At 62.0% G+C, this 23,440-nt stretch carries 22 protein-coding genes; 21 read left to right on the top strand and 1 reads right to left on the bottom strand.

The window, feature by feature from the left end:
• Positions 1-266 precede the first annotated feature (266 nt).
• The 21 genes from ACYQ1H_RS10110 (at position 267) to ACYQ1H_RS10010 (ending at position 22,578) form a co-directional block, all read left to right on the top strand.
• On the top strand, positions 267-707 hold the full coding sequence (locus ACYQ1H_RS10110; RefSeq protein WP_460027930.1) for an acyltransferase: 441 nt from the start codon (positions 267-269) through the stop codon (positions 705-707).
• Between the two features lie 58 nt (positions 708-765).
• Complete coding sequence (locus tag ACYQ1H_RS10105) at positions 766-2,118, top strand: glycosyltransferase (RefSeq protein WP_460027929.1); 1,353 nt, start codon at positions 766-768, stop codon at positions 2,116-2,118.
• Positions 2,118-3,257 (top strand): glycosyltransferase family 4 protein, encoded by a 1,140-nt coding sequence (locus ACYQ1H_RS10100; protein ID WP_460027928.1) that lies wholly within the window; start codon positions 2,118-2,120, stop codon positions 3,255-3,257. Before ACYQ1H_RS10105 ends, ACYQ1H_RS10100 begins: the two co-directional genes overlap by 1 nt.
• 122 nt (positions 3,258-3,379) lie before the next feature.
• Positions 3,380-4,165, top strand: coding sequence for a hypothetical protein (locus ACYQ1H_RS10095; RefSeq protein WP_460027927.1), 786 nt, complete (start codon positions 3,380-3,382; stop codon positions 4,163-4,165).
• Between the two features lie 137 nt (positions 4,166-4,302).
• On the top strand, positions 4,303-5,163 hold the full coding sequence (locus ACYQ1H_RS10090) for a class I SAM-dependent methyltransferase (protein WP_460027926.1): 861 nt from the start codon (positions 4,303-4,305) through the stop codon (positions 5,161-5,163).
• Positions 5,160-5,966, top strand: coding sequence for an FkbM family methyltransferase (locus ACYQ1H_RS10085; protein ID WP_460027925.1), 807 nt, complete (start codon positions 5,160-5,162; stop codon positions 5,964-5,966). Before ACYQ1H_RS10090 ends, ACYQ1H_RS10085 begins: the two co-directional genes overlap by 4 nt.
• 3 nt (positions 5,967-5,969) lie before the next feature.
• Positions 5,970-7,235: a glycosyltransferase family 4 protein gene (locus ACYQ1H_RS10080; RefSeq protein WP_460027924.1), complete on the top strand. Its 1,266-nt coding sequence runs from the start codon at positions 5,970-5,972 to the stop codon at positions 7,233-7,235.
• Positions 7,232-8,356, top strand: a complete 1,125-nt coding sequence (locus ACYQ1H_RS10075) for a glycosyltransferase family 4 protein (protein ID WP_460027923.1) — start codon at positions 7,232-7,234, stop codon at positions 8,354-8,356. Before ACYQ1H_RS10080 ends, ACYQ1H_RS10075 begins: the two co-directional genes overlap by 4 nt.
• 11 nt (positions 8,357-8,367) lie before the next feature.
• Positions 8,368-10,254, top strand: coding sequence for a glycosyltransferase (locus tag ACYQ1H_RS10070; RefSeq protein ID WP_460027922.1), 1,887 nt, complete (start codon positions 8,368-8,370; stop codon positions 10,252-10,254).
• On the top strand, positions 10,254-11,213 hold the full coding sequence (locus tag ACYQ1H_RS10065; protein WP_460027921.1) for a glycosyltransferase family 2 protein: 960 nt from the start codon (positions 10,254-10,256) through the stop codon (positions 11,211-11,213). Before ACYQ1H_RS10070 ends, ACYQ1H_RS10065 begins: the two co-directional genes overlap by 1 nt.
• A gap of 86 nt (positions 11,214-11,299) precedes the next feature.
• Positions 11,300-12,478: an O-antigen ligase family protein gene (locus ACYQ1H_RS10060; protein ID WP_460027920.1), complete on the top strand. Its 1,179-nt coding sequence runs from the start codon at positions 11,300-11,302 to the stop codon at positions 12,476-12,478.
• Entirely contained in the window at positions 12,475-12,642 is a 168-nt protein-coding gene (locus ACYQ1H_RS10055) for a hypothetical protein (protein WP_460027919.1), read from the top strand. The genes ACYQ1H_RS10060 and ACYQ1H_RS10055 overlap by 4 nt, the downstream gene beginning before the upstream one ends.
• 86 nt (positions 12,643-12,728) lie before the next feature.
• Positions 12,729-13,214, top strand: coding sequence for a hypothetical protein (locus tag ACYQ1H_RS10050; protein ID WP_460027918.1), 486 nt, complete (start codon positions 12,729-12,731; stop codon positions 13,212-13,214).
• Positions 13,156-13,746, top strand: coding sequence for a hypothetical protein (locus ACYQ1H_RS10045; protein ID WP_460027917.1), 591 nt, complete (start codon positions 13,156-13,158; stop codon positions 13,744-13,746). Before ACYQ1H_RS10050 ends, ACYQ1H_RS10045 begins: the two co-directional genes overlap by 59 nt.
• A 44-nt stretch (positions 13,747-13,790) precedes the next feature.
• Positions 13,791-15,005 carry a glycosyltransferase family 4 protein gene (locus tag ACYQ1H_RS10040; protein ID WP_460027916.1) on the top strand — a complete coding sequence of 405 codons (1,215 nt, stop codon included), beginning with the start codon at positions 13,791-13,793 and terminating at the stop codon, positions 15,003-15,005.
• Positions 15,002-15,757, top strand: coding sequence for a WecB/TagA/CpsF family glycosyltransferase (locus tag ACYQ1H_RS10035; RefSeq protein WP_460027915.1), 756 nt, complete (start codon positions 15,002-15,004; stop codon positions 15,755-15,757). The genes ACYQ1H_RS10040 and ACYQ1H_RS10035 overlap by 4 nt, the downstream gene beginning before the upstream one ends.
• Positions 15,747-16,769, top strand: coding sequence for a UDP-glucose 4-epimerase GalE (gene galE / locus ACYQ1H_RS10030; RefSeq protein ID WP_460027914.1), 1,023 nt, complete (start codon positions 15,747-15,749; stop codon positions 16,767-16,769). Before ACYQ1H_RS10035 ends, galE begins: the two co-directional genes overlap by 11 nt.
• 224 nt (positions 16,770-16,993) lie before the next feature.
• A complete protein-coding gene (locus tag ACYQ1H_RS10025; protein WP_460027913.1) occupies positions 16,994-18,259 on the top strand; it encodes a nucleotidyltransferase family protein in 1,266 nt (421 codons plus the stop codon).
• 218 nt (positions 18,260-18,477) lie between these two features.
• Entirely contained in the window at positions 18,478-20,046 is a 1,569-nt protein-coding gene (locus tag ACYQ1H_RS10020; protein WP_460027912.1) for an InlB B-repeat-containing protein, read from the top strand.
• A 148-nt stretch (positions 20,047-20,194) separates the two neighbouring features.
• Entirely contained in the window at positions 20,195-21,274 is a 1,080-nt protein-coding gene (locus tag ACYQ1H_RS10015) for a glycosyltransferase family 2 protein (protein ID WP_460027911.1), read from the top strand.
• Entirely contained in the window at positions 21,271-22,578 is a 1,308-nt protein-coding gene (locus ACYQ1H_RS10010) for a flippase (RefSeq protein WP_460027910.1), read from the top strand. The genes ACYQ1H_RS10015 and ACYQ1H_RS10010 overlap by 4 nt, the downstream gene beginning before the upstream one ends.
• An 85-nt stretch (positions 22,579-22,663) precedes the next feature.
• Here the strand turns inward: ACYQ1H_RS10010 and ACYQ1H_RS10005 are convergent, their stop codons facing one another.
• On the bottom strand, positions 22,664-23,440 hold the full coding sequence (locus tag ACYQ1H_RS10005; RefSeq protein ID WP_460027909.1) for a DUF2272 domain-containing protein: 777 nt from the start codon (positions 23,438-23,440) through the stop codon (positions 22,664-22,666).

Here is a 23,440-nt window from a genome sequence, read left to right as displayed (position 1 = left end):
CCTGACAAATCTTGCCAGAAAACTCAAAACAAACATCTACGCCCTGAAAAAAGGACTTCTTTCCGAGTACATGAAGAAGGAGCTTAAAAACCCATCAATACCCTTTTCTTTCGTTTGACTAAAAATCATTAAAAGCCGGGGTTCTGCGGAAGCTTCCACTTCTTGCGTAAGTCCTACTGAAGCAGATTCTTTTATTGTGCAGGCATGCTGGTCGTATTCGATTTGCACGGCTGCGAGTTTATATTGCCAACGGTGCTGATATTATTGTGCATTCCAGTGCAAGGGTTGTGTTTCGTGGCATCGCGCATGTGTCCTCTCAATTCAAGATGGAGGTCTTTCCGGGGGCTAGTGTTACGTTTGGTGAACGCCTATTTATAAATAGGGGGGCGTCTATCGTTGCACGCTACGGGGTGGATATCGGTCAGGATTGCATGATAGGCGAATACGTCACTGTGTATGATCATAACCACGTTTTTGATCAGGAGTATGTGCCTTTTAACCAGCAAGGGTATCGTGGAGCTAAAGTCATGATTGGAAACAATGTATGGATAGGCTCTCATGTATTTATAGGCAAGGGCGTGACGATAGGCGATAATGTTGTTATTGGTGCTGGGTGTATTATTGCTGTAGATATTCCATCCAATATGATTGTGCGTCAGAAAAGGGGGCTGATATTATCAAGAATACGGTACAAGGAAAGCAAATGATGCACTTTCCAAAAATAAATCCAATATCCAATATCCGATACCCCTTTTTGGGTAGGCCATGATGACCCTCACCCTGATCGCCTCGGGCGATTATTTTTCCCGCTACGGCGGCGGGCAGGTGTATGTCAAAAACCTGGTCAATGGCCTGATGCGGCGCGGGCAAGCCGTCAGCGTCGTATCCATTCTGTCCGCGTCCGATCTGACGACGGCACGGGTGGAGCGGCGCGAGGCGGCGGGCGTGCCGGTCTGGCAATTGGTCGTGCCGCCACCGTCGGCGGTTGATCTGCCATGGGAACTCCAGCCCGAGCTGCTGGAGGCACTGGAGCAGGTGCTACGCCGGATCGCACCGGCTGTCGTCCATGCCCATGGATGGAAAGCCGCGACGGCCACAGTCTGCCAGCGCCTGGCCGTTCCCTGTATCGTCACGGCCCATCATGGCGGTATCGTCTGCCCGAATGGCATGTTGATGACCCGGCACGACCGGCCATGCGCGGTGCCGGTGTCGATGGCGAACTGCCTGGCCTGCGCCCTGCATTTCGTGCCCGGTGGCGACCTGTGGTCACCGCTGGTGCGCCGCATGCCGGATAACGTGGCCCTGCCCATCGCCCGCTGCCTGAAAGGGCGGCGCAACATCCCCTTTGTTTCCCCTGCCTGGCAGACGCCACTGGGAATCCGCCACAAACAACGCCAGAACGCGGTGCTGGGGGAGGCGCCGGTACGGGTGATTGCCCCATCCCGAGCTATTGCCGCCGCTCTGGCGCGCAACGGGGTGCCGGCCGAGCGGTTGACGGTGCTGCCCCACGGTATCGAACGTCTGCCGCGCGCTCCGCTGGCGCCGGGTTGGCCGCAGCGGCCCCTGCGGCTCGGTTATGTGGGGCGCCTGGCCTATGTCAAGGGACTGCATGTGCTCATCGAGGCTTTGCGGCGCCTGCCCGAACCGGCTAGCTATGAGTTGCACGTGTACGGGGAAGCTGCGACCCGAGCCGAACGGCGCTATGCCGTGAAAATACGGCGTCAAGCGGCTGGCTTGCCGGTTATCTGGCATGGCAAGATCGACCATGCAGAATTGCCGGAGGCGTATGCTCATATCGATGTTCTGCTGTTGCCGTCAATCTACCTGGAGGTCTTTGGCCTGACGGTGGTGGAAGCGCTCAGCGCCGGTCGGCCGGTAATCGCCACCCGCTGTGGCGGCCCGGAGGATACGGTACGGGAAGGCGTCGACGGGCTGCTGGCGCCACCGAATGACCCGCAGGCCCTGAGCGATGCCATTCGCGCGCTGCTCGACGACCCGGCCCTGTTGCCAGCTCTGGCCAGCCAGGCGGGGCCAGTGACGACGCTGATGGCGCATGTGGAAGCCTTACTGAGCCTGTACCGGTCGGTGTGTTCAATCCCATCCCAGGAAAACCCCTGATGTCCCCACCGCTCCGTATCCTGATCGATGCCAACCCCATGGTGCTGCGCACCGGCGCCACGCATTTGCCCGGTATCGGCCGCAGTTCGCTGGAATTGGCCAAGGCGCTGGACGAGCTGAACGATCCCGGCGTTTCGATACGCCTGTTGACCCAGACCTTTCGCGGCCGGTTGCCGGCGCGATTCGTCCATCTGCCGGTCATCAACGTACCCTGGCCCATCGGCCCACGGTATGACTGGCTGAAGCGGTTGATCCCGTTGCTGGAGGCTCGGTCGCCGCATGACCTGCTGCATGTGCCCGGGAATTTTGCCGAAGTGTTCAGCCCTGCCAAGACGGTGGCCACCATTCACGATGTCATGTTTTTCAGCTATCCCCAGGAATTCCTCGGCCATGCCTACTCCCGCCGTCACGTGCCGGCCTTTGCCCAGGCCTGTGCCGGCATCGCGACGCCGTCCGAACACGCCAAGGGCGAGATCGTGCATTACCTCCAGGTGCCGCCAGACAAGGTGACGGTCATCCCCTGGGGCGTAGACCGGACCCTGTTCCATGCCCAGGACAAGCCGGGCGCGCGTGAGAGGGTGGCGAAGACGACAGGGAGCCAGCGACCCTATTTCCTCTCCGTGTCCTGCGACATCGGCCGCAAGAACACGATCAGCGTGCTGCGCGCCTATCAGGCCGCCTGGCAGGGCGGCTGCGAGCATGACCTGCTCGTGGTCTGGGGCGACCCGCCTGCCGCGTACCGGCAGGAATTTGCCGGGGCGCTGGACGCCGGCCGCCTGCGGTTCCTCCGGCACGTGCCGGATGAGCAGCTGGGCGATCTTTACGCCGGCGCCACCGCCACGTTTTTCCCCTCGCGATACGAGGGCTACGGCCTGCCGGTCCTGGAATCGCTGGCCTGCGGCACGCCGGTCGTCACCTGCCGCAACAGTTCGCTGCCCGAGGTCGGGAGAGATGCCGCCCTCTATGTCGATCCGGACGGGGTGGACGACCTGTGCGACCTCATGCGTCTGTTCGACACGGGCGCCAGTCCCGGCGCTGCGCACGAAATGCCCGCCTGCCTCGCACAGGCGGACCGGTTCACCTGGCGGAACGCCGCCGCTGCATATGTGGCGTTTTACCGGCGGCATGCGGGGGAATGATATGCTCAATACCTTTTAGGCTGCTTCGAGAAACCTGATTCAATGGAAGTTGAATTTGTAACCTACTGATATCTAACTTTTTTCCTAAAGCGGAAGAATTAATATAGTGGACGGGTTGAATTTTGAATAAGGCAAAAATTAAGCAAAAGTTAGCTGGGTTGCTCATGGGGTTACCTGGTGGCAAAACCATCCTTCGTTTTGCGAGAAGTTATCGTGCACATCGCCGGTTTGCCCAACAGGTTTCATTGACTGGTGATGCGAAAACGATATTTTTACATCACTATGAAACAAATGAATGGGGCGATGCTGAGAGCAGGTCTGGGCCAGGGTCAACTCTCAGGTATACGGAGAATATACGAAGACTAATCCCGCAGCTGGTTTCGGAATACGGCATTCGGACCATTCTTGACGCACCTTGCGGAGATTATAATTGGTTTAGGATGATTGAGTGGATATCATCTGTCTCGTATATGGGTGGGGACATTGTTCCAGACCTCATCGAGCGCAATCGTACTCTCTATGGAGACAATAATACGACTTTCATGAATCTTGATATTGTGAATGACCCCCTGCCAAAAGCAGATATGTGGCTTTGTCGGGACTGCTTGCTCCATCTTTCCGAACGTGACATATTCTTGGCGTTTGATAACTTTATTAAGAGTGATATACCCTATATTCTCACATCGACTCATCCTGAGTGTGATGTGAATAGCGACATACCAACAGGGTGGTGTCGACAGTTGAATCTTCAGTTGCCACCATTCACATTGGGTACCCCCATTCGTGTTATGGGTGACTGGATTGAAGGACATCCAGTCAGGCATCTTGCAATGTGGGAGAGGGAGGCAGTAAAGACCGCGTTGGCTTCCAATCAAGTATTCCAGTTTGTAGCAAGATCTCGCTGCTGAACAGGAAGAATTGTTAGCAAGGGTGCGGAATTTCGTTTGTTTTGTAGCCTCCGTCAGACAGTTGGGTGATTACAGCAAATATATTGACATCTAGGCGTCGGTAGATTTGAAGATATATATTTTATGGTTTCTGGCATATGCATTCTAAATTCATCGGCGCCAACGAGCTTGGTGTGCAAGCGCAATTGGCGGCACTGGAAGCCAGGCTGGCTGATTTCTACAACCAGTCCGGCTCGCAGGCCTATTTTGAATCGGCACAACGCGCGAATCAGCACTGGCCGGAACATAGCGCGCATGCGATCCTGTACAGGCTGGTCCAGGAGGGTATGGCAGTCCTGGATCTGGGCTGTGGCACAGGGGTTGTTGCCCAACACCTGACCCACTGTCCGATCCGCTATACGGGGATGGATTGGAGCCATACCGCACTGGCGATGGCCAGGTCGGTTCTCGCGAAGGCCGCCCGCAGCCCAATACAGGCGAGGTTCGAGCAAGGGTCGATTTATGAGACCGGGTTACCCAGCCAATCGTTTGATGTCGTGGTTTCGTTCTTCGTCATCGAACATTTGACACGCCCTCACCACTTCCTTGCGGAAGCCGCACGATTGGTCAAGGAGGATGGGTATCTGTTCTTGATTTGCCCCGACTATCGGCGTTTTGGGCGTATGCCCTCACTGCCATTGGGCGGTCCTGGCTCGCTGAAGGAAAAGCTGCGGAAGCAGCAGTATGGCAGAGCGATGGGTCATCTGGCCCTGGCGTTGTACTGGAAGCTGATGACGGCACGGCTTGGCGCATGGCCCATATGGACCGAGCCGACCTGCTTCAGCGAGGCGTGGCGCCCTGACGCCGATGCGGTATACCTGGCCAGCCGCGGGGAAATATCGCGTCACGTGCAGGCTCTGGGATATGTGGATGAAACCCATGATTTCATCCAGCGATATGCCATACAATTGAATCCTGTTGATGCAGTTGTCGTTGCGCGCAGGACGGGGAAGCCATGATCGTGAAAATCCACCGGCTAATACCGAGAAAAATACGCGCCAGACTGCTTGAAAATCGCTTGATCAGATGGGGGTTTCGTCAACTCCTGAGCGGTCGAATCATCAAAAGGGCTTGGGCAGGGTACACCTTCCATTTCGATGGCTACCGGAATTTCGGATTCTGGACGGTCGATCTTGATAGCACTGAAGCGCCGCAACGGGCCTTGGCAAGAAATATTATAGAGGGGCTGGGTAAAGCGGCCATTATCTATGATGTCGGCGCCAATGTAGGTTTCTGGACGATATGGTTGCATTCCATCATGCCGGAGGGATCTTCCATCATAGCCTTCGAGCCAGACCCGGTTAATCTGAAATTTTTGGAAATGAATATTTGGGATAATGCACTCGACAAGGTGGTGGTTGTTGATGTGGCACTTTCCGACAGTGCCGGCACGGGTATTCTGCATTGCGACGAAACAGGCGCGATGAATACCTTGAGCGCCGGAAGCACCAATTCAGCGGGCAAGATAGTTGTCAATACCATGAGCCTGGACCAGGCCGCTGACATATATGGCATTCCGGATTTCGTCAAGGTCGATGTGGAGGGTCATGAGTACGAGCTGCTCAAGGGGGCACGCAACATTCTGGCCAAGGGCAAGACGATTTTGTTGCTGGAAGTAACCCAGCATGGAAATGAGATCCTCAAATTCTTGACGGAAAACGGCTATGTGGTGACGGACTTGCGAGGCCATCCCTTGCAGCATCCAGAATATTATGTGGCTGCCTATCCCCGGCATCTGTCGCATACAAGTAGACAACCTTAGGTTATGCGGATCCTGACCATTACCCCCAGTCTTGGTCTGGGCGGCACCGAGCGTGCCGCACAGAATTTCTCCATTGGATACCGGCGTCACGGCCATGAGGTAACCGTACTCAATCATGGGCGGGCAGGGCCGCGGGAGGCCAGTCTGTCCGCTGCGGGCTGCCGGGTGTTCAATTTCGGCGATGATCGTCAAGCCGTGCTTGACATCCTGGGCAGCCGTGAGTTTGACGTGGTCCATATTCACCGGGAGGGACGGCGCAATGACCGCGAGACGGATTTACTGCGCTGGGCGCGCCCCAAGGCACGCCTCATCGCCGAGACCAATGTGTTCTTTGCCCGTGATTATGGCGTGGGGGATAATCTGATCGACATTCATTTACAGCTTGCCTGCATCAATCATGTGAGATGGCGCCGGAGAGGGGGGAAGGGGGCATCGGTAGTGATTCCAAACCCAGTTGACGCGGGAGATTATCCCACGCCCGCAACGGACGATATTCAGACCTTCAAGGCGACTCATCGAATCCCTGCCGATCATTTTGTTTTTGGCCGTGTCGGGCAGCCCTTGGTGGGCAAGTGGGATCCCTGTATCGTGGAGGCATTTGTAACCGTGGTGACGCATCACCCGCGAGTGCACTTGCTGTTGGTGGGGGCGTCTCCGGATGTCGTCGAGCGAATCTTGCAGTTGAATCCGGGCTTGCGCGCCCATGTCACCCTATTGGGAACCCTCACGGAGCCCGCCGAGCTGGGTGTTGCCTATGGCGCCATGGACAGCTTTCTGCATGCGGCTCGGCAGGGCGAAAGCTTTGGGTATGTGCTGGCCGAGGCGCTGTTGTACGGTCTACCGGTGATTACCGTGAGCAGACCGCATCGAGACAATGCCCAAACCGAGGTCATCCGGCATGGCATTGATGGGTATGTCGTGCGTTCCAGGCGATATCTGGTCGAGGCGATGGAAAGCCTGATGCAGGACCATGCGCTACGATCCAGGGTTCGTCAGGGTGGGAGACAGGGGGTCATCGAGCGTTTCGATCTCGAGCGGGTGTGTTCGGATGCCCTGTGCGTCTTCGAGGCGTTACTCGGTGGTTCCCCAACACCGTTGTTGCGGGAGTCCGGGCCCGGTATTCCAGCGCCCATCATCGAGGGAATCGGCCGGGATTCCCCTATCGAGTTGATGCTGGCGAGGATTTACGATTGGCCCTGGGTCGATTATTGCCGCGAACAGCTTCGTTACCTCAAACGCGGCTCTCTTGCACGGCTGCGCCATCCATGAAGGTCTCTCTCCTCATACCCTGCCTCCTGACCGGCGGCACCGAAGTGGCCACCTTGACCACAGCTCGCGCTCTGCGCGATTTGGGACACGCGGTGGAGGTCGTGGTCTATTTCGACGAAGTGGCCCCGGCCATGCTCGATACCTTCGCTGCTGCCGGTATCGCGGTGAAGCGTCTGGATGTGACCCGCGGCGGCGGGTTGGTGGGCGCCTGGCGACTGGCGCGGGGTCTTGCGCGCGCGCTGACCGGCCGGCCCGATCTGATTTGGTTGCAATACATGACGCCGACGCTGGCGCCGCTGCTGGTGGCACGGCTGTGCACCGGGCGGCTCATCGCCTGTGTCCATGTGGCGGCGGGGCATTACCGTGCTGGCGGACAGTGGCGGCTGCGTTGGCTGGCGCGCTGGGTGTGTACCCGTGTCGTTTGCGTGTCCCACACCACGGCCCGTGGCCTGTTTGGGCTGCCGGTCAAGGGGGGCTATCTGGGCGGGCGGGTGCGGGTGTTGCCGAATGCCATCGATCTGGCAGCCGTACAGTTGGCCCCCCGGCGGGATTGGCGTCGGGAACTGGATTTGCCGCCCACGGCGCGCCTGGTGGGCTTCGTCGGGCGGCTGGCGCACGTCAAGGGCGTGGATGTGCTGTTGCGCGCCGCCGCCAGCCTGACAGCGGATAGGCCGGACGTGCATTGGGTCGTGGTTGGCGATGGGAGCGAGAGGGCGGAACTGGAGTCCCTGGCGGAAGCACTGGGCCTGTCGGCCGCCGTGCATTTCGTCGGCGCGGTGGCGCGCGAGGACATTTATTCTGCCATCAAGGGCTTCGATATCGGTGTCATGCCCAGTCGGCCCGGTTTGGAGGGATTTGGGCTGAGCGCCCTGGAGGCGATGGCCTGCGGTGTGCCGCTGGTCGCCAGCGCGGTGGACGCCCTGCCCGAAGTGGTCCTCGACGGGGAAACCGGCATCCTAGCGCCGCCCGGGGAGCCGGTCGCACTGGCAGCGGCGCTGCGCAAGCTGCTGGACGATCCGGCCCTCGCCGACCGTCTGCGGGATCGGGCCTTGCGGCATGTGGCCGGGAACTATGGCTTGGCGGCCTACCGTGCGCGGCTCGCCGAGGTGTTGCGGACATGACTCGGCCAAAATTGAATTTGCTGCTGATCCAGCGGCTGTTACCGGCCTATCGCCAACCACTGTTCGAGGCGTTGCGCAAACGGGCCGAGGAGCATGGTCATCGCTTCAGCTTATGGGTATCGCCCGCCGATCCGGCGTTTGCCCGCCGAGGTACCGTGGGTGGCTTGCCTTGGGCGCGCTGCTTGCCTGTCCGCCGCTTTGGCGGCGGACACGGCCTGTTCGAGTGGCAACAACTGCCTTGGCGGGAAGTGCTCGCTGCCGATGTCGTTGTTGTACCGGACGCAGTACGCTGCTTGAGTCATGCGGTTGTCATCCTCTGGGGACTTTTGCTTGGCAAGCCGATCCTGACCTGGGGGCATGGCGTCAATTTTCAGCCCGGTCGCCTCTCACGCTGGCTTGAACCGTTGCGGCATCGGCTTTTGAGAATGGCGCAGGGTCATCTGTTATATACGGAAACCTGCCTGCCACCAATGCTAGCCAAGGGGTATCCCGAATCGCGGTTACGCGTAGTGGGTAACGCGGGCGACACGCGGATGGCGATGGGCCTCCATGGGGAGCATCCTGAGGTTCAGGCTTTCCGGTCAGAGCTGGGGTTGGGCGATGCCCCCTGCATCGCTTTTTTAGGAAGTTGGTACGCCGCCAAGCAGCCAGAGCGGATTCTGGCTATCGGCCAAGCGCTGCATGAGCGATTGCCTATGGCGCGGGTATTGGTCATCGGGGGGGGGGACGGGTTGACGCCGCTACGCGCAGTGGCCGCGAATCATCCTTGGTTGTCGCTTCTGGGGCCTTTGCATGGCCGGCGGAAGTTTGTGGCTCTGGCCACCGCGCGTTGTCTCGCCGTGACCGGGATCGCTGGCCTCAATCTGCTGGATGCCATGGCGGTCGGTCTGCCGGTGGTGCTGCCGGCCCGATCGGATCATAGCCCGGAGGTAGCTTATGTGCGCCATGGCGGAAATGGCCTGGTGGTCGCCGACCATTCGCGCGCTATCGCTGAAGCTTGCGCGGATTTGCTGTCGCGTGAGGATTGGTTGGCTCGGTTGGGGCAGGCCGCTCGCGCTACTGCACAAACATTGACAGCCGACCGGGTGGCGGTTGATTTCATTGACGCCATGGTATCGGCATCCTTGGCGACCCCTCTTCAGCCAGCCGCCGCTACGGTGTCCGCCCGGCCGGTTGTCTATCTCTGCCAGCACTTGCTGTCGCATCACCGCGCCCGCTTCCGTACAATGTCGCTCGCCTTTGCCGAGCAGGGCCGAACCTGTGTCGCCGTACAGGTCAGCGCTTGCGATCGATCTTATGGCGTCATGGACTGCCTTCGATTGGAAACCGACGCTCCGGATGCCCAGATCCTGACGCTGTTTCCGGGACAAGACTATCTGGAACTCCTGCCTCGTATGGTGGCGGCGGCGGTCGAGGCAGTGCTGACCACCCTGGGACCGGATACCGTGTTCTCGCCAGCGCCGGCCTTCGCCGAAGGCGCGGGAGCGCTGCACTACAAGGCGCGTCATGCCTGTCGGCTGATTCTGATGGACGATGCCTGGAGCCCGGCCGATCGGCACGGCTGGTTGACCCGCAGGGTGAAGCGTGCGTTGTATGGTCTGTTCGATGGCGCATTATTGTCTCCACCGTTGCAGGGCGAGTATTTCTCGGGCCTGAATATCCCTCGCGAGCGCCAGCGCTACTTGTTGGACGTCGTCGAGGCCGACTTGCCCCTGTCGGCTTTCGCGGAGGGCGGAGAGGTTAATTCGGCGACACCTTACCTGCCGGCTCGGCGGTATTCGCTGGCCGCCCATGCCGACGCCGCTATGGAACTGGCCGCCTTGCCGCTGCGGCGGCGTCCGCCCGACTGGGTCAGCCGCCTGGCCTTGGCTTGGCCCGGACGGGTAGCGGTGTACTGATGCAGAGCGAAACACCCATTCCCCGCATCAGCATCGTCATGCCCCTTTACAACAAGGCGGAGACGGTGCGCGCCAGCCTGGACAGCGTGTTGCGGCAGACCGTCACCGACTGGGAGCTGATCGTGATCGATGACGGTTCCACCGATGGCGGGGGTGACTGTGTGGCGGCCCTGGGCGATGCCCGGATACGGTTGCACAAGCAGGCCAACGCCGGCGTGGCGGCGGCGCGCAATGCGGGAATAGATCTGGCCCGCGCCGATCTGGTGGCCTTCCTGGATGCGGACGATCTCTGGCAACCCGGCTTCCTGGCCGCCGTTCTGGCGCTGCGCGGAGCGTACCCGGAGGCCGGCTGGTTTGCGACCGGTTACGAAATCCAGCCGTCCACCGGGCCAGGGCATGTTGCCCGGCTGTCCGGCTTGCCGGCCGGCTTCGAGCGGGGACTCCTGCCGGACTATTTCCGCATCGCCAGCCGCTCCAATCCGCCGGTCTGCACTTCGGCCGTGGCGGTGGTCAAGGTGTGCCTGCAGGCGATCGGCGGTTTCCCAACCGGCATCGCCAGCGGCGAGGACCTGTTGACCTGGGCGCGATTGGCAACACACTACCCGCTGGCCTATGACATGCGGCCCCTGGCGGTTTTCAAGGTGTCGGGCATTGAACGCCGTCCGGACCCTTTGGATCGGGTTGGCCAGGCACTGAGGGAATTGGCCGAAGAACGCCCGCAAATGTCCGGGCTGCGCGAATACCTGGGGCTCTGGTACCGCATGCAGGCGGTCATGGCGCTACGCTTTCGCGAAACCACGCTGGCCCGCCGGCGTGCCTGGCGGGCATGGCGTTATGATCCTGGGCGCTGGCGCAATGCCTACACCCTGTTACTAGCGTGGTTGCCCGGTGGATTGAAACTGGATTGGCGCTTGCGGCGTGCGGTGATGGCGTATCGGAACCTTCGCCCATGGCAATGACAGCAGTCGGCGTCAGTCCGTCGCCTGGTCGGGTATCGGCCGGTCGGTTCAAGGCGCCACTGGCTCTACGCGCCTTGGCGGTTGGCATGCTGGCCAGTTATCTACCCGGATTGATACCGGGCGGGATCGGCGTAAAGATCGCCTTTCTGGGATGGATGGTTCCCCTGTTGGCGTGCAGTTGGGTCCTGCAGAAGCGCTTGCGGCGAGTGAGTTTTCCCTATGCGATTTGGCTGCCGTGGGTCACCTATTCACTGTTTTATCTGTTGGGAGCCGAGGAAGCACACGCCCTGCAGCGCACCATTATGTTATTTACGCCCATCGTGGTGGGGGCGGCCTTTTCCTGTCTCAGGATTTCGCCGGTCCTGCTCCGGGTGAGTGAGCGATGGCTCCGAGGGTTCCTGTGGATTTTCCTTGGGGCAGCCGGCATGGCGACGGGCCTGCTGTCGTCCGGGCAGCTCGCCGAGGTGACCGGTTTCGCCGCCGGGTCGATTACGGCTTCTCTGCTGGCGTCATGGTTTGCGGCTCGCTATGTCTTCCGTCAACGGCGGGCGCTTTCTATCTGGGCGCTGCTGGCGCTGATCCCAGTTCTGGCCAATACCCGGACCGGGATGGTGGCTGTGGGTTTGACACTACCCTTGACGCTGGCGCCGCTTTCCCTGGCTCGACGGCTGGTGATCGTCGGGGTGGTGGCCTGGTTGGGGCTGATGGCTTTCCAGACCGAGCATGTGCAAAAAAAAATGTTTTATTCCGGTCATGGCACGTTGACCGAAGCCGTAGAGGGTGTGCTTGACCTGTTTTTCGATGCGGGGGAAGCCACCAGCAGTTTTGCCACGACGGGCCGCAAGACGATGGCCAAAGAATTGCAGGCTGGAATACAACAAGCCTATTGGTGGGGGCATGGTGCTAGCACCACCGAACCGATTGCCTATCGTTTGACGGGTGTTACGCATCCTCATAACGATTGGCTGCGCTTGCAATACGAATATGGCACGTTCGGCATGGTCCTGTTCCTGTTGGCCATGGCCATGCAATGTCTGCATGCCTGGCGGGGCGCGGCCCGTTTGCGACAAGCGAACCCATCCGCCGCGATTTACCTGTATGCCGGGGCCACGTCCTTCCTGCCCATGGCCTTGTTCATGTTCAGCGATAACGTCATCCTCTATGCAGCCTGGTTCGGAAATCTGCAGTTCGCGATGCTGGGGCTGGGGTATGCCGCATTGAGGGACGATCGCTGTGCTTCGCGTCCACAAGGGAAACCCGCTTGAGGATTCTGCTGGTCCACAACCACTACGGTTCGTCGGCCCCCTCCGGCGAGAACCGGGTCTTCGAAGCCGAGCGGGCGCTGCTGCGCTCGCGCGGGCATGAGGTGCTGGAATTTACCCGGCACAGCGACGAGATTCGGCGGTGGTCCTTGCACCACGATCAGTAATCTTTATGCCAGCGCCAATACACACAACCGCCGTCATATAGGCTGGAACCCCGGCTTTTCACGCTTTCTTTGGAGGGAGGCACACGATGAACATCGCCACCATGCAGGCCCCCACAACCTATCTGGGGAGACTGGCAGCCCTGGTCAACGATATCGAACAATGGTCTCGCGCCAAGGGTTTGATCACCCGCCGTTACACCACGGAACTCGACGAGGAAGCCTATGGGCAGTATCAAGCCGAGGGCTTGCAATTGTTGCTCGGCGATGGCCGTTTACTGGCGACATTGGTCCCGGTGGGGGCGTCGATTATCGCCGCCAAGGGCCGGGTGGATCTGGAAGGCACGGTCGACCGCGCCATTCTGGTGGACTGGGACCAGGGTGGTCCCGTTTTCGAAACAGCCATACAGGTCGGCGACACGCTGCAAACTCACACGCAAGCCATTTACAAGGGGGTCGATGAACCGGGTTGGTACTGGGTGGAGAGTAGAGCGTTGTCACGCGCGCACAAACTGAATGAACGTCTTTTTCTGGAGTTGCTATTTCTCGTTTCGGACCATGACCTCCGCGATTGAGCAACTGGATGCCGTTTTGCACACCTGGCGGCTGCAGCATGATGCCCTTCGGGTGGTGCTCCGCACCCTTCAACAGCGTTCTCGGGACAGCAAGTCCCCTGGGACGCTGATAAAAACGCACTATGAAGAGGCGGACTCCACCCGGTGCGAAAGAGACCTTCTGGCTTGTCAAAAAACAGCAGCGGAGTTTGCCGTACTAGGAATGTGGGCAGTTTTTGAAAGGCTTCTGCTACAACGTTTGGAGATTGAGTGCGATCGCATGCGGGTACACCCCCACAATCCGTTTAACGCAGCCGTGACGGCTAAGGTTTCTGCCGATGTTGAGTATTGGAAAATAGAGCAGGCGCTGGACCTGATCAAATCGCTGGTGGCTGATGTGAAACTCATCGGACAGGCGAAACAAATCAAGCAGTATCGGGATTGGGTTGCGCACCGTAACCCAAGAAAGCCAACGCCTCCACAAACCGATCCAACCACGGCACATGCACTCCTTCATCAATTGGCCAGGGTACTGGATGCCTCGCCGGTTTGATTGTCCGTCGCTCCACGTTCTGGTTCAGTATCGAGATCCATTCTTTGAAAATCCTACTGGTGCATAACCACTACGGTTCGTCGGCCCCCTCCGGTGAAAACCAGGTCTTTGAAGCGGAAGAGGCGCTGCTGCGCTCGCGTGGGCATGAGGTGCTGGAATTTACCCGGCATAGCGACGAGATCCGGGGGCAGGGCGCCTTCGGTACGCTGAAAGGCGCGCTGGCGACGCCGTGGAACCCGTTTGCCATGGCCGCGCTGCGGCGGGTGGTGGATGAGCTTCGGCCCGACGTGGTGCATGTCCACAATACCTTTCCGCTGCTGTCGCCGGGCATCTTTCACGCGATCGGCCGGCGCACGGCACGGGTGCTGACCCTGCATAACTACCGGCTGTTCTGCCCGGCGGCGATTCCGCTGCGGGCCGGGCGGGTCTGCACCGACTGCCTGGACCGCCGCTCGGTCTGGCCGGCGCTGCGGCATGGCTGCTACCGGAACAGCCGGGCGGCGACGCTGCCGCTGGCGGCCAGCGTTGCCCTGCACCGGCAATTGGGTACCTGGACCCGGCAGGTGGAGGCCTTCATCGCGCTGACCGACTTCCAGCGCGATCGACTGGTGGCGGCGGGGCTGCCGGCCGAGCGGGTGTCGATCAAGCCGCAATTTTACGATGATCCGCCCACCCCGGTGCCCTGGGACCACCGCGAGTCCCGGGTGGTGTTCGTCGGGCGGCTGGGCGAGGAAAAGGGTGTGCGTCACCTGATCGAGGCCTGGCTGGCCTGGGGCCGGGACGCGCCGCGACTGGAACTGATCGGGCAGGGGCCGGAGCGCGGGATCTGGGAGGATCGGGTTCGCGCCGCCGGCCTGTCGGCGCGGGTGGTCTTCACCGGCCAACTGCCGTTTGCCGAGGTGCAGCAACGCATCGCCCGGTCGCGCCTGCTGGTCCTGCCTTCGGTCTGGTTCGAGGGTTTTCCCATGGTGATCCGCGAGGCGTTCGCGCTGGGCGTGCCCGTGGCCGCATCGAATCTCGGTTCGATGGCGTCGCTGGTTCGGAGTGGCCACAACGGCGTGTTGTTCGAGCCCGGCCACGCGCCGGATCTGCTGCGCGTTGTCCGGGATGCCTGGCAGGCGCCTTCGCTGTTGCCGCGTCTGGGCGCTCAGGCGCGAGCTGATTTCGATACCCGCTATACGGCGGAAGCCAACCACGCCATGCTGATGACGATCTACGAAAACGCGATTGCCCTGCGGCGGCAGAGACTGGCCGCATGAGAAGCGAATCGATTCTGGGTTATCCCGTTACCGCCGAGGATCTGTCCTGGTGTGTCGACAGGCTGGTGGCTGAACTGCCCAGGCGCCGGGCCGCTTATTTCGTTTGCGCCAATCCGCATTCGCTGGTGGTGGCGGATGACGATCCGCTGTTTCGTCAGGCGATACACGCGGCCGATCTGGTGACCCCGGATGGGGCCGGGATTCTGCTGGCTTCAAGGCTGCTCGGCGGATCGGTCCGGCGGCGCGTGACCGGCACGGATATGTTCATGGGGCTTAATCGACGCCTTGATGAGTTGGGTGGATTGAGCTGCTTTTTCCTGGGGTCGACCCAGGCAACACTGGCCCGAATAGTGGCTTGCATGGCGCGGGACTTTCCCGCCCTGCGTGTGGTGGGCACGTATTCCCCGCCCTACAAGCCGGCCTTTGATGAAGCGGACAATGCCGCGATGATCGAGGCCATCAATCGGGCCAGGCCGGACGTGCTGTGGGTGGGCATGACGGCGCCGAAACAGGAGAAATGGATTCACGCCAACCGTCACCGGCTGGATGTCGGCTGTATCGGCCCGGTCGGCGCGGTGTTCGATTTTTACGTGGGCAATGTCAAGCGCTCGCATCCTGCCTTCCAGCGGCTGGGCCTGGAATGGCTGCCGCGTCTGGTGCAGGAACCGCGCCGGCTGTGGCGGCGAAATTTCATCTCCAGCCCGGTTTTTCTCGGTCGGGCGCTTCGGCAGCGGCTGCGGCATGGCCGATAGCGGCGTCCTGGTGACGGGAGGGCTGGGCTACATCGGCTCCCACATGGTGTTGGCGCTGCTCGAGGCGGGTGTGCCGGTGGTGGTGCTGGACAACCTCGGCAACAGCGACCTTTCGGTGCTGGATCGCCTGCAACGCCTGGCACGGTGCGACATTCCCTTCCATCCATGTGACATCCGCGATGCCGCGGCTTTGCACCGGGTGTTTCGGCAGCAGCGCTTTTCCGCCGTCCTGCACTTTGCCGGCCTGAAGGCTGTAGGCGAATCAGTGGAAGCACCGCTGCTGTATTACGACAACAATGTGAGCGGTTCGCTGAACCTGCTGCGGGTGATGTCCGAGCACGGTGTGCGCCGGCTGGTTTTCAGTTCGTCGGCGACGGTTTACGGCGATCCCGAAACCGTGCCGATTGTCGAGGATGCGGCGCTGCGACCCAGCAATCCCTATGGTCGTACCAAAGGCTTTGTCGAGGACATCCTGCGTAATCTGGTGATATCGGATCCGGATTGGCGTGTTGCCATCTTGCGCTATTTCAATCCGGTCGGCGCGCATGCCTCCGGGATGATTGGTGAGGCGCCCAAGGGTGAGCCGAACAATCTGATGCCATACCTTGTGCAGGTGGCCGCGGGTCGCCGGCCGTTCCTGCGTATCTGGGGAGACGACTACCCGACTCCGGATGGCACGGGGGTTCGCGATTACCTGCACGTGGAGGACCTGGTCAGTGGTCACCTGGCTGCTTTGCGGGTTCTGGACCATCACCCCGAGCGCATATTGATCCTGAATCTTGGCACGGGGCGGGGCCATAGCGTGCGGGAGATGGTGGACGCCTTCGAGCGCGTGACGCGACAGACCGTGCCCTGCCGTATTTCCCCGCGCCGGCCGGGTGATGTGCCGGTCAGTCTCGCGGATGTCACGCGTGCTCGGCAAGTTCTGGGCTGGTCGGCGCTGCGCGGCATCGATGAGATGTGCCGCGATGCCTGGCGCTGGGAGCAGTCGGAATTCCGTTCGCCTCCATAGTCCGGCACGCTGGCGCGTGTCGCGGCGGCCTGGTCGACCTACCCCCTCGTGAGCGGCTGAAAACATGAGGTTTCTCTGGCGCCCCGGTCATGCCGGGAAAGGGCAGGGGGCCAGGCGTTTCAGGTGGCCATTCCTGCGGCAGCAGGCCCCGAACACGCCGCCATTCCCGCGTGGGTGCCGAAATGGCGAGGTTTCCATCTTTGTGCGATTGCCTTGGGATTTGCATGCTTGACCAGTACCCCGACATTCTGCTGAATCTCCTGGATGCCGAGCGATGGCCGATGGCCGAGCAGGCCGTCGAGGCGCTGTCAACCGATGAATTCGGGCCGTTGGCCAGGGCCGCCTTTCACTACCGGTTGGGTTACCGGCTGTACGAGTTTGCCCGCCGCCGTGACGATGCCTTGTCGCAGTTCCCGGAAACCGTCGTGCAGCATCTGAAGGATGCGGCGGTCAGGACAGTTCTGTTCAACATGGCCAGGCAGGCACAGTTCAGGGAACTCCAGGCGGAATGTGCTGAGGCGGGCATCTCCTGTCTGTTGCTGAAGGGCTTGTGGCTGGTCGAGATTGCCTATGGGGATCTCGCGGCCCGGTATTCCGGGGATATCGATGTTCTGGTAAAGCCGGAGGACATGCCGGGTTTTACCCAGTTGCTGCGAAGGCAAGGTTTCTCGCTGCCGCCATCGGTTAGGGATCTGCGCGAAATGGCACCGGCCAGGCATGAGCTTGCCTTGGTGCATCCTGTCAGCGGCATGAGCCTTGATGTCCATTGGGCCATGACCGATCCCGCCAAGGAAGGTCCGGTCGACGACGCGCAATTCTGGCGACGGTCGGAAACCTACCATCTGGGTGCGGGTGTCTGCCAAAGCCTGTGCCTTGAGGATCACCTCTTGCTGCTGTGCTTTCATGCGGCGGTCCATCACCGGTTCATGTATGTCGGACCCCGTGCCATGCTGGATGTGGCGCAGCTCGTCAAGTGTCCGCCTCGCCCGATTGACTGGGCCGATGTCGTTGACAGGGCTCGGGCTCTGCATTGGGAGCGTGGCACCTGGCTGATGCTGGAGCTGGTTCGCGAGCATGCCGGCGCCCGCGTGCCATCATTCGTGATGGATGCCATCCGCCCGGCGGATGCCGATGATCCGCATATCAAGCCCGCAGCGCTTGAAGCGATGTTCTTGGATCAGTTTCAGCACCAACGGTTCGATACCGCGATCATTGAACTCCTGGGCGAGAGGAAACCTTGGTCTCGATTGGCCCTGTTGCTCCGTGGCATTTTCGCTTCGCCGGAGCGGATTGCCAGCCATTTCCATGTCAAGGCTGACCGGAATCAGCTGATAGCGCTGTTCCTGCGACGCTGCCGGTATCTTTTTCGCAGAAATGTACCGATGCTCCTGGAGTTGATGCGCGGCAATCCCGAGCGGATCAATGAGCTCCGGCGCTCAAGGATCCTGCTGGCCTGGTTGGGCAGCCAGGATTCCGGGCAATGCCGTTAGCCCAGCGCTTGCAACGGACAATCCCATCGTCCAATCCCGTCCTCCGGACTGCACGTCATTTCCTGCCTTTCTTGCCACCAGACGATCGCCCGTCGTCATCCTTCCAATTTCCCGCATGAGCAGGCGTTCAGGCATCGGTGGCTTTCCCCTTCCGCATGATCGGGGACACGCTGGAGCCTTGGCCTGGTGACCGGCTGGCCGTATTCCTTCCGTTACCCATGGCGGATCAGCTGACCCAGCTTTACCTGACCTATTTCGGTGGCGTGTGCCTGGCGCTGGTGGCCGCCTTCGGATTGGCCCGCGGTTCCCGGTTTGTGGATCGCAGCCTGTTCTGGATGCTGGGCCTGGTGCTGGTCGCTTTCACTGCCTGGCGTCCTTTTGGCAGCGGTCTGGATGATGCCGGCCATTTCAATCTGCACTATGCCGGGGTCTGCCCGCTGTTCGAATGCGAACGCTGGCTACCGAAGGAGCGCGATTATCTCTGGTACTTTCTGGTGGCCGGCCTGAAGACGGTTTCCAGTCACCCGGCCGACATGCTGTGGCTGTCGGCGGCCGTCGTGCTGGGGAAGTTGCTGCTGATCGACCGCCTGTGCCATTGGCGGCTAATGGCGCTGACCTTGTATGCCGGCGCCTTCTATCAGGTCCAGGACATGACCAGTTTCCGGCAGTCCTGGGCCATCCTGCTGTTTCTGCTGGGCTTCTGGGGCATGGTCAGGTATTCGCCCGGTATTGGCGGACCCTTGCTGTTCGCGGCGGGCTTTGCCCACAAGCAGGGATTTCTGTCGGTCACCCTGCTGCCGGCGGCCTGGCTGCCGAGACGCTGGTACTGGCCGCAGGCCATGCTGGTGACAGCCCTGCTGCTGATGCTGCTGGGCTGCTACCCCAGCTCCCGGATTTTGCAGACCAATGTGGTTTACATCCAGCCCGGCAGTTGGCTGCAACTGCTCAGGTCCCTGGTTGAGCAGACGTCGTTTTCGCGGGGTGGCTGGTCGGTTCTGACGGCGAACATCCCCTTGTCGAGCGTCCCCATGATGGGACTGGTGCTGTTCGTTTTCCGCCGGGGCTGGCCGCTGGCAGACAGGGTGTATGTGTATGGCGCCTTCAGCGCCGGGCTGGCGTTTCTCTGGCTCTGGCTGTATCTCACGGAACCGGTCTACCAGTTCCGATTCTTCTATTTTTTCCTGACGCCACTGATCCTGGTGGTTGGCCGACGACAGCAGGATGCCCTGTTCCTGTGCATGGTGATGGCCGTGGCGCTGGCGTTTACCGTGCGTTACAACGTCTGGCATCGGCTGTTTATCGATACGGCCACGGTGAGAACCACGATTCAAGGGCCGGGGAGTGTCGTGCCGCAGGGACAATATGGCCTGCCCTGTGGTGCACAGTGCGAGACGATCGGTATCGGGCGAGTTGAAACATTCGAGGCCATCCCGGGCGCCGGCCAGGCATTGTCCGGATGGGGCGGCGCTTGCTCCGGTCGGGAACCTCGCTGCAACGTGACGGTTTCCGGCGATACGTGGGTATCGGCCCGCTTCGTACCAGGCGTCGAGGTGGATGTTCAGGTGGTCGGCGGCGGCCAGGTGATCAGCACCCCTGCCGGACTGGCCTGTGGCAATGCCTGCCGAGCCCGGTTTGCCCAGGGGCTGCCGATCACGTTGGCGGCCAGGCCCGGCAGAGGGTATCGCCTGGCGGGTTGGGAGGGGGCCTGTCAGATGGCCGAACCGACCTGCGATGTCATGCTGGACGCCAGCCACAAAGTTGTTGCGAGGTTCGAACGAGTTAGATAATCCCGCGCGTACGGACGGTCGACGGCCGGCTTTCCTTTCCAAGGATGTTCATGTGGCGTATCCATCCTCTCCCGGCTTCCCGAAAGTTTCCTTGAGCTAGAGTCGTTGACAAGATGCTTTCAACCAAACCTCAGGCCTGCAAATCTGCATGCGTATAACCCTGGTCCTGGTCAACTGGAACCGGCCGGCGCATACGCTGGCCTGCCTGGACTCCCTGCTGCACCTGGAGGGGCCGCAGCCGGAGGTGATCGTCTGCGACAACGGTTCCGACCACGACGCCTACCGGATGCTGGAGGCCGGTATCGGCGCCTGTCGGGTTCCGCCGCGGGCGGATTGGCGGCCCTACCGGCTGCGTACCCGGATGGCGCATGACAGGGTGGACGGTTCCGGGGATTCGCACCGCCAGCCGACCCTGACGCTGCTGCGGCTGCCGCGGAATCTGGGCTTTGCCGGCGGGGTCAATGCCTGCCTCCGCCTGGCGCTGGCCGATCCCTTGACGGCATTCGTCTGGGTGCTCAACAACGATACGGTGGTCGATCCCGGCGCCCTGTCGGCCCTGTTGCGGGTCATGGCGGCACGGCCGGAGGTGGCCTGTTGCGGTTCTACCCTGCTGTACTTCGGGCAGCCGCCGCACATCCAGGCCGTGGGCGGAACCTATGATCCCTGGCTGGGCCGTACCCGCCACGTGCTGGGTAATCAGCCCTATTCGGCGGCGCGTTGCGCCACGGTATCGGATGGCGCCTTCGATTATCTGGTCGGCGGGTCGCTGTTTTTCCGTCGCTCGGCACTGGCGCGGGTGGGGCTGCTGGCCGAAGACTATTTCCTGTTCTTCGAGGAACTGGACTGGTGTACCCGCCTGCGCCGGGAGGCGCCGGAACTGGCGCTGGGCTATGCGCCGGACAGCCTCGTGTTCCACCGCGAGGGGGCCTCGACCGGGATTTCCACCGCTAACGGGGCCAAGACCTATCGCTACGACATGGACTTCTACTTCCAGCGCAGCCGCTTGCTGTTTGCCCGCCGGCACACGCCGCTGCGCCATGGCCTGATCCGCCTGACCCTGCTGGGTGTGGCCGGCAACCGCCTGCGGCGGCGGCAATGGCGCTCGGTGATCATGGCGCTGGGCCTGCTGGTGGGCTGGCTGCCGCCGAGCTGGATTCCCGAGCCGATCCGCCGCCCCGGGGGCAACCTGGCGATACCCGACCCAGTGCCTGATTCGGGGCAGGCATGATCGCCATCCCGGATAAAAAGCCGGCTGTCCCGCGCGCGGGACTGGGCCGCATCCTTGCCAACCTGGGTTGGCTGGGCATGGAGCGGATCATCCGCTCGGCGACGGCGCTGTTCGTGACGGTCTGGGTGGCCCGCTATCTCGGCCCCGAGCGCTTCGGTCTGCTGAACTATGCTCAGTCGCTGATCGCCGCCTTCCTGCCGGTGGCAACCTACGGTCTGGGGTCGGTGTTGGTCCGGGATCTGGTGCAGCAACCGGCCGACCGCGGCCGCCTGCTGAGTGCGGCCTTGTGCATCCGCCTGGGCGGGGTGCTGTTGGCCCTGCTGCTGACCTGGGGTTACGCGCTGGGGCTGCCGCGGGCGGAGCCGGACTGGCTGGGGCTGGTGGGCATTCTGTCGCTGAGCTACGGCGCGGTCCTGGCCGACGGGATCGAGTCCGACTATCAGGCCGATCTCCGCAACGGTGCGGTGGTCGCCCTCAAGACCGGCTGTTTTGTCGTTTCCACGCTGGCCCGCATCGGCCTGATCCAGCTGCAGGCGGGGCTTCTGGCGTTTGCCTGGGTGATCGCCGCCGAGTCCCTGGCCATTGCGCTGGGGCTCTGGCTGCTGCTGTGGTCGCAGGGCCGGGCCTTTCGCCTGCGCTGGGAGGCCGATGGGGTCATTCGGCTGTTGCGGCAGGGCGGCTGGTTCTTCGCGGTGGCCCTGGTGACCGCGCTGTATCGCCGGCTGGATCAGCTGCTGCTCGGCTGGCTGTCCGATGCGCAGGAACTGGGCGTGTATGCGGCGGGCTGGAAGATTCTGGAAGCCTTGAGCTATGGCCCGGTGCTGGCCCTCAGCGTGCTGGCGCCGGTGCTGGCGGCGGCGCAGCGGGAGTCCGGGACGGCGCTGCGGGCACGCTTTGCGCGCGCCACGCGCTGGCTGTTCTGGCCTCTGGCCGGGGTCGCCGCCGTCGGCACCCTGCTGGCGACCTGGCTGATGCCGCTGGCGTTCGGCCAGGGATATGCCGGCGCGGGCGGCCCCGTGCAGGTCCTGCTCTGGGCATTGCCCCTGCTGGCGCTCAACCTGCTGGGCGGGCAGTGGGCCACCCTGATGCACCGGCCCCGCTACCTGGTGGAGCAGGGCCTGTTCAGTCTGGCGGCCTGCGTGGGACTGGGCGCATGGCTGATCCCGGACCATGGCGCCCGCGGGGCAGCCTGGGCCTTGCTGGGTTCGCTGGCGGTGGCGACACTGGGGTTTGGCTGGTGCCGGCCGGTGGGGCGGGACATCCTGCGCCTGCAACTGGGCGCGCTGTCGGGACGGGTCCGCTAGCGCCGCGGCAATGACGCGGTAGCGGGCCTGCTTTCTTTCCTTCGTTCCTTCCCTTTGTCTCGCGAAACCGGCGCCGGCGCGAGCCTCACGGTCCCATCCGGTTTTCCAGCACCACGAACCAGGGGCGCCGCTCGGTCGGCTTCAGGCGGCCCTGGGCATCCAGCGGATACCAGGTCTTGGAGACCGAGTTGCGGACATTGCCGCCGATCGCCGCCAGGGTGTTGCCCTGGCGTTCGGTGACCAGATCGCAGTGCAGCTTGGTATGGTCGCCGAGCACCGCGCCGGGATCCTGATAGACCGGGATGAAACCGTGGCTGCCGCGCGTGGCGCAGATGAGATCGCCCGCCTGAGGCGAGTACTCGGCCACGCGGTGGCTGGCGAAGGCCGCGTCCGGGGAGCCGGCCCGGCTGACGAAATGGCGGACGTAATGCCAGTGGGCGTCGGCGGGCGGGAACTGCCAGCTGTCGAGCCCGGCCTGGCGCATGATCCAGCTGATGAAGGCGGCCGACCAGGGCTCCTTGCAGTCGTTGCCGTCCAGCTGGGACTTGCCGACCGCGCTCCAGTAGAGGCCGACCCGGCCGGTCCAGGGATCGCCGTCGTCTTCCCACTTGCCGACGTGCGGGATGCTCTCGCCGGAGTCGTCCAGGCGTATCGTCTGGCGGCCGAAGAAATCCCATTCCTGCCCGGCGATCTTCAGCAGCCGCTGCCGGCCCGACAGCCGCGGGTAGGTCCCCGGCTTGCCGCTGGCTGTCGCGGGTACCGCACCGGTGGGTGCTCTCGCCGGCCCCGGTTTCTTGCCGGCACAGCCGCCACCAAGGACGATGGCAAGGATCAGCAAGGGCAGGACAAACGGCTTCGGCAT

Source organism: Methyloparacoccus murrellii (assembly GCF_054657115.1).
The sequence above is the reverse complement of the archived record's forward strand: the minus strand, read 5'-3'. Positions and strand labels throughout refer to the sequence as shown.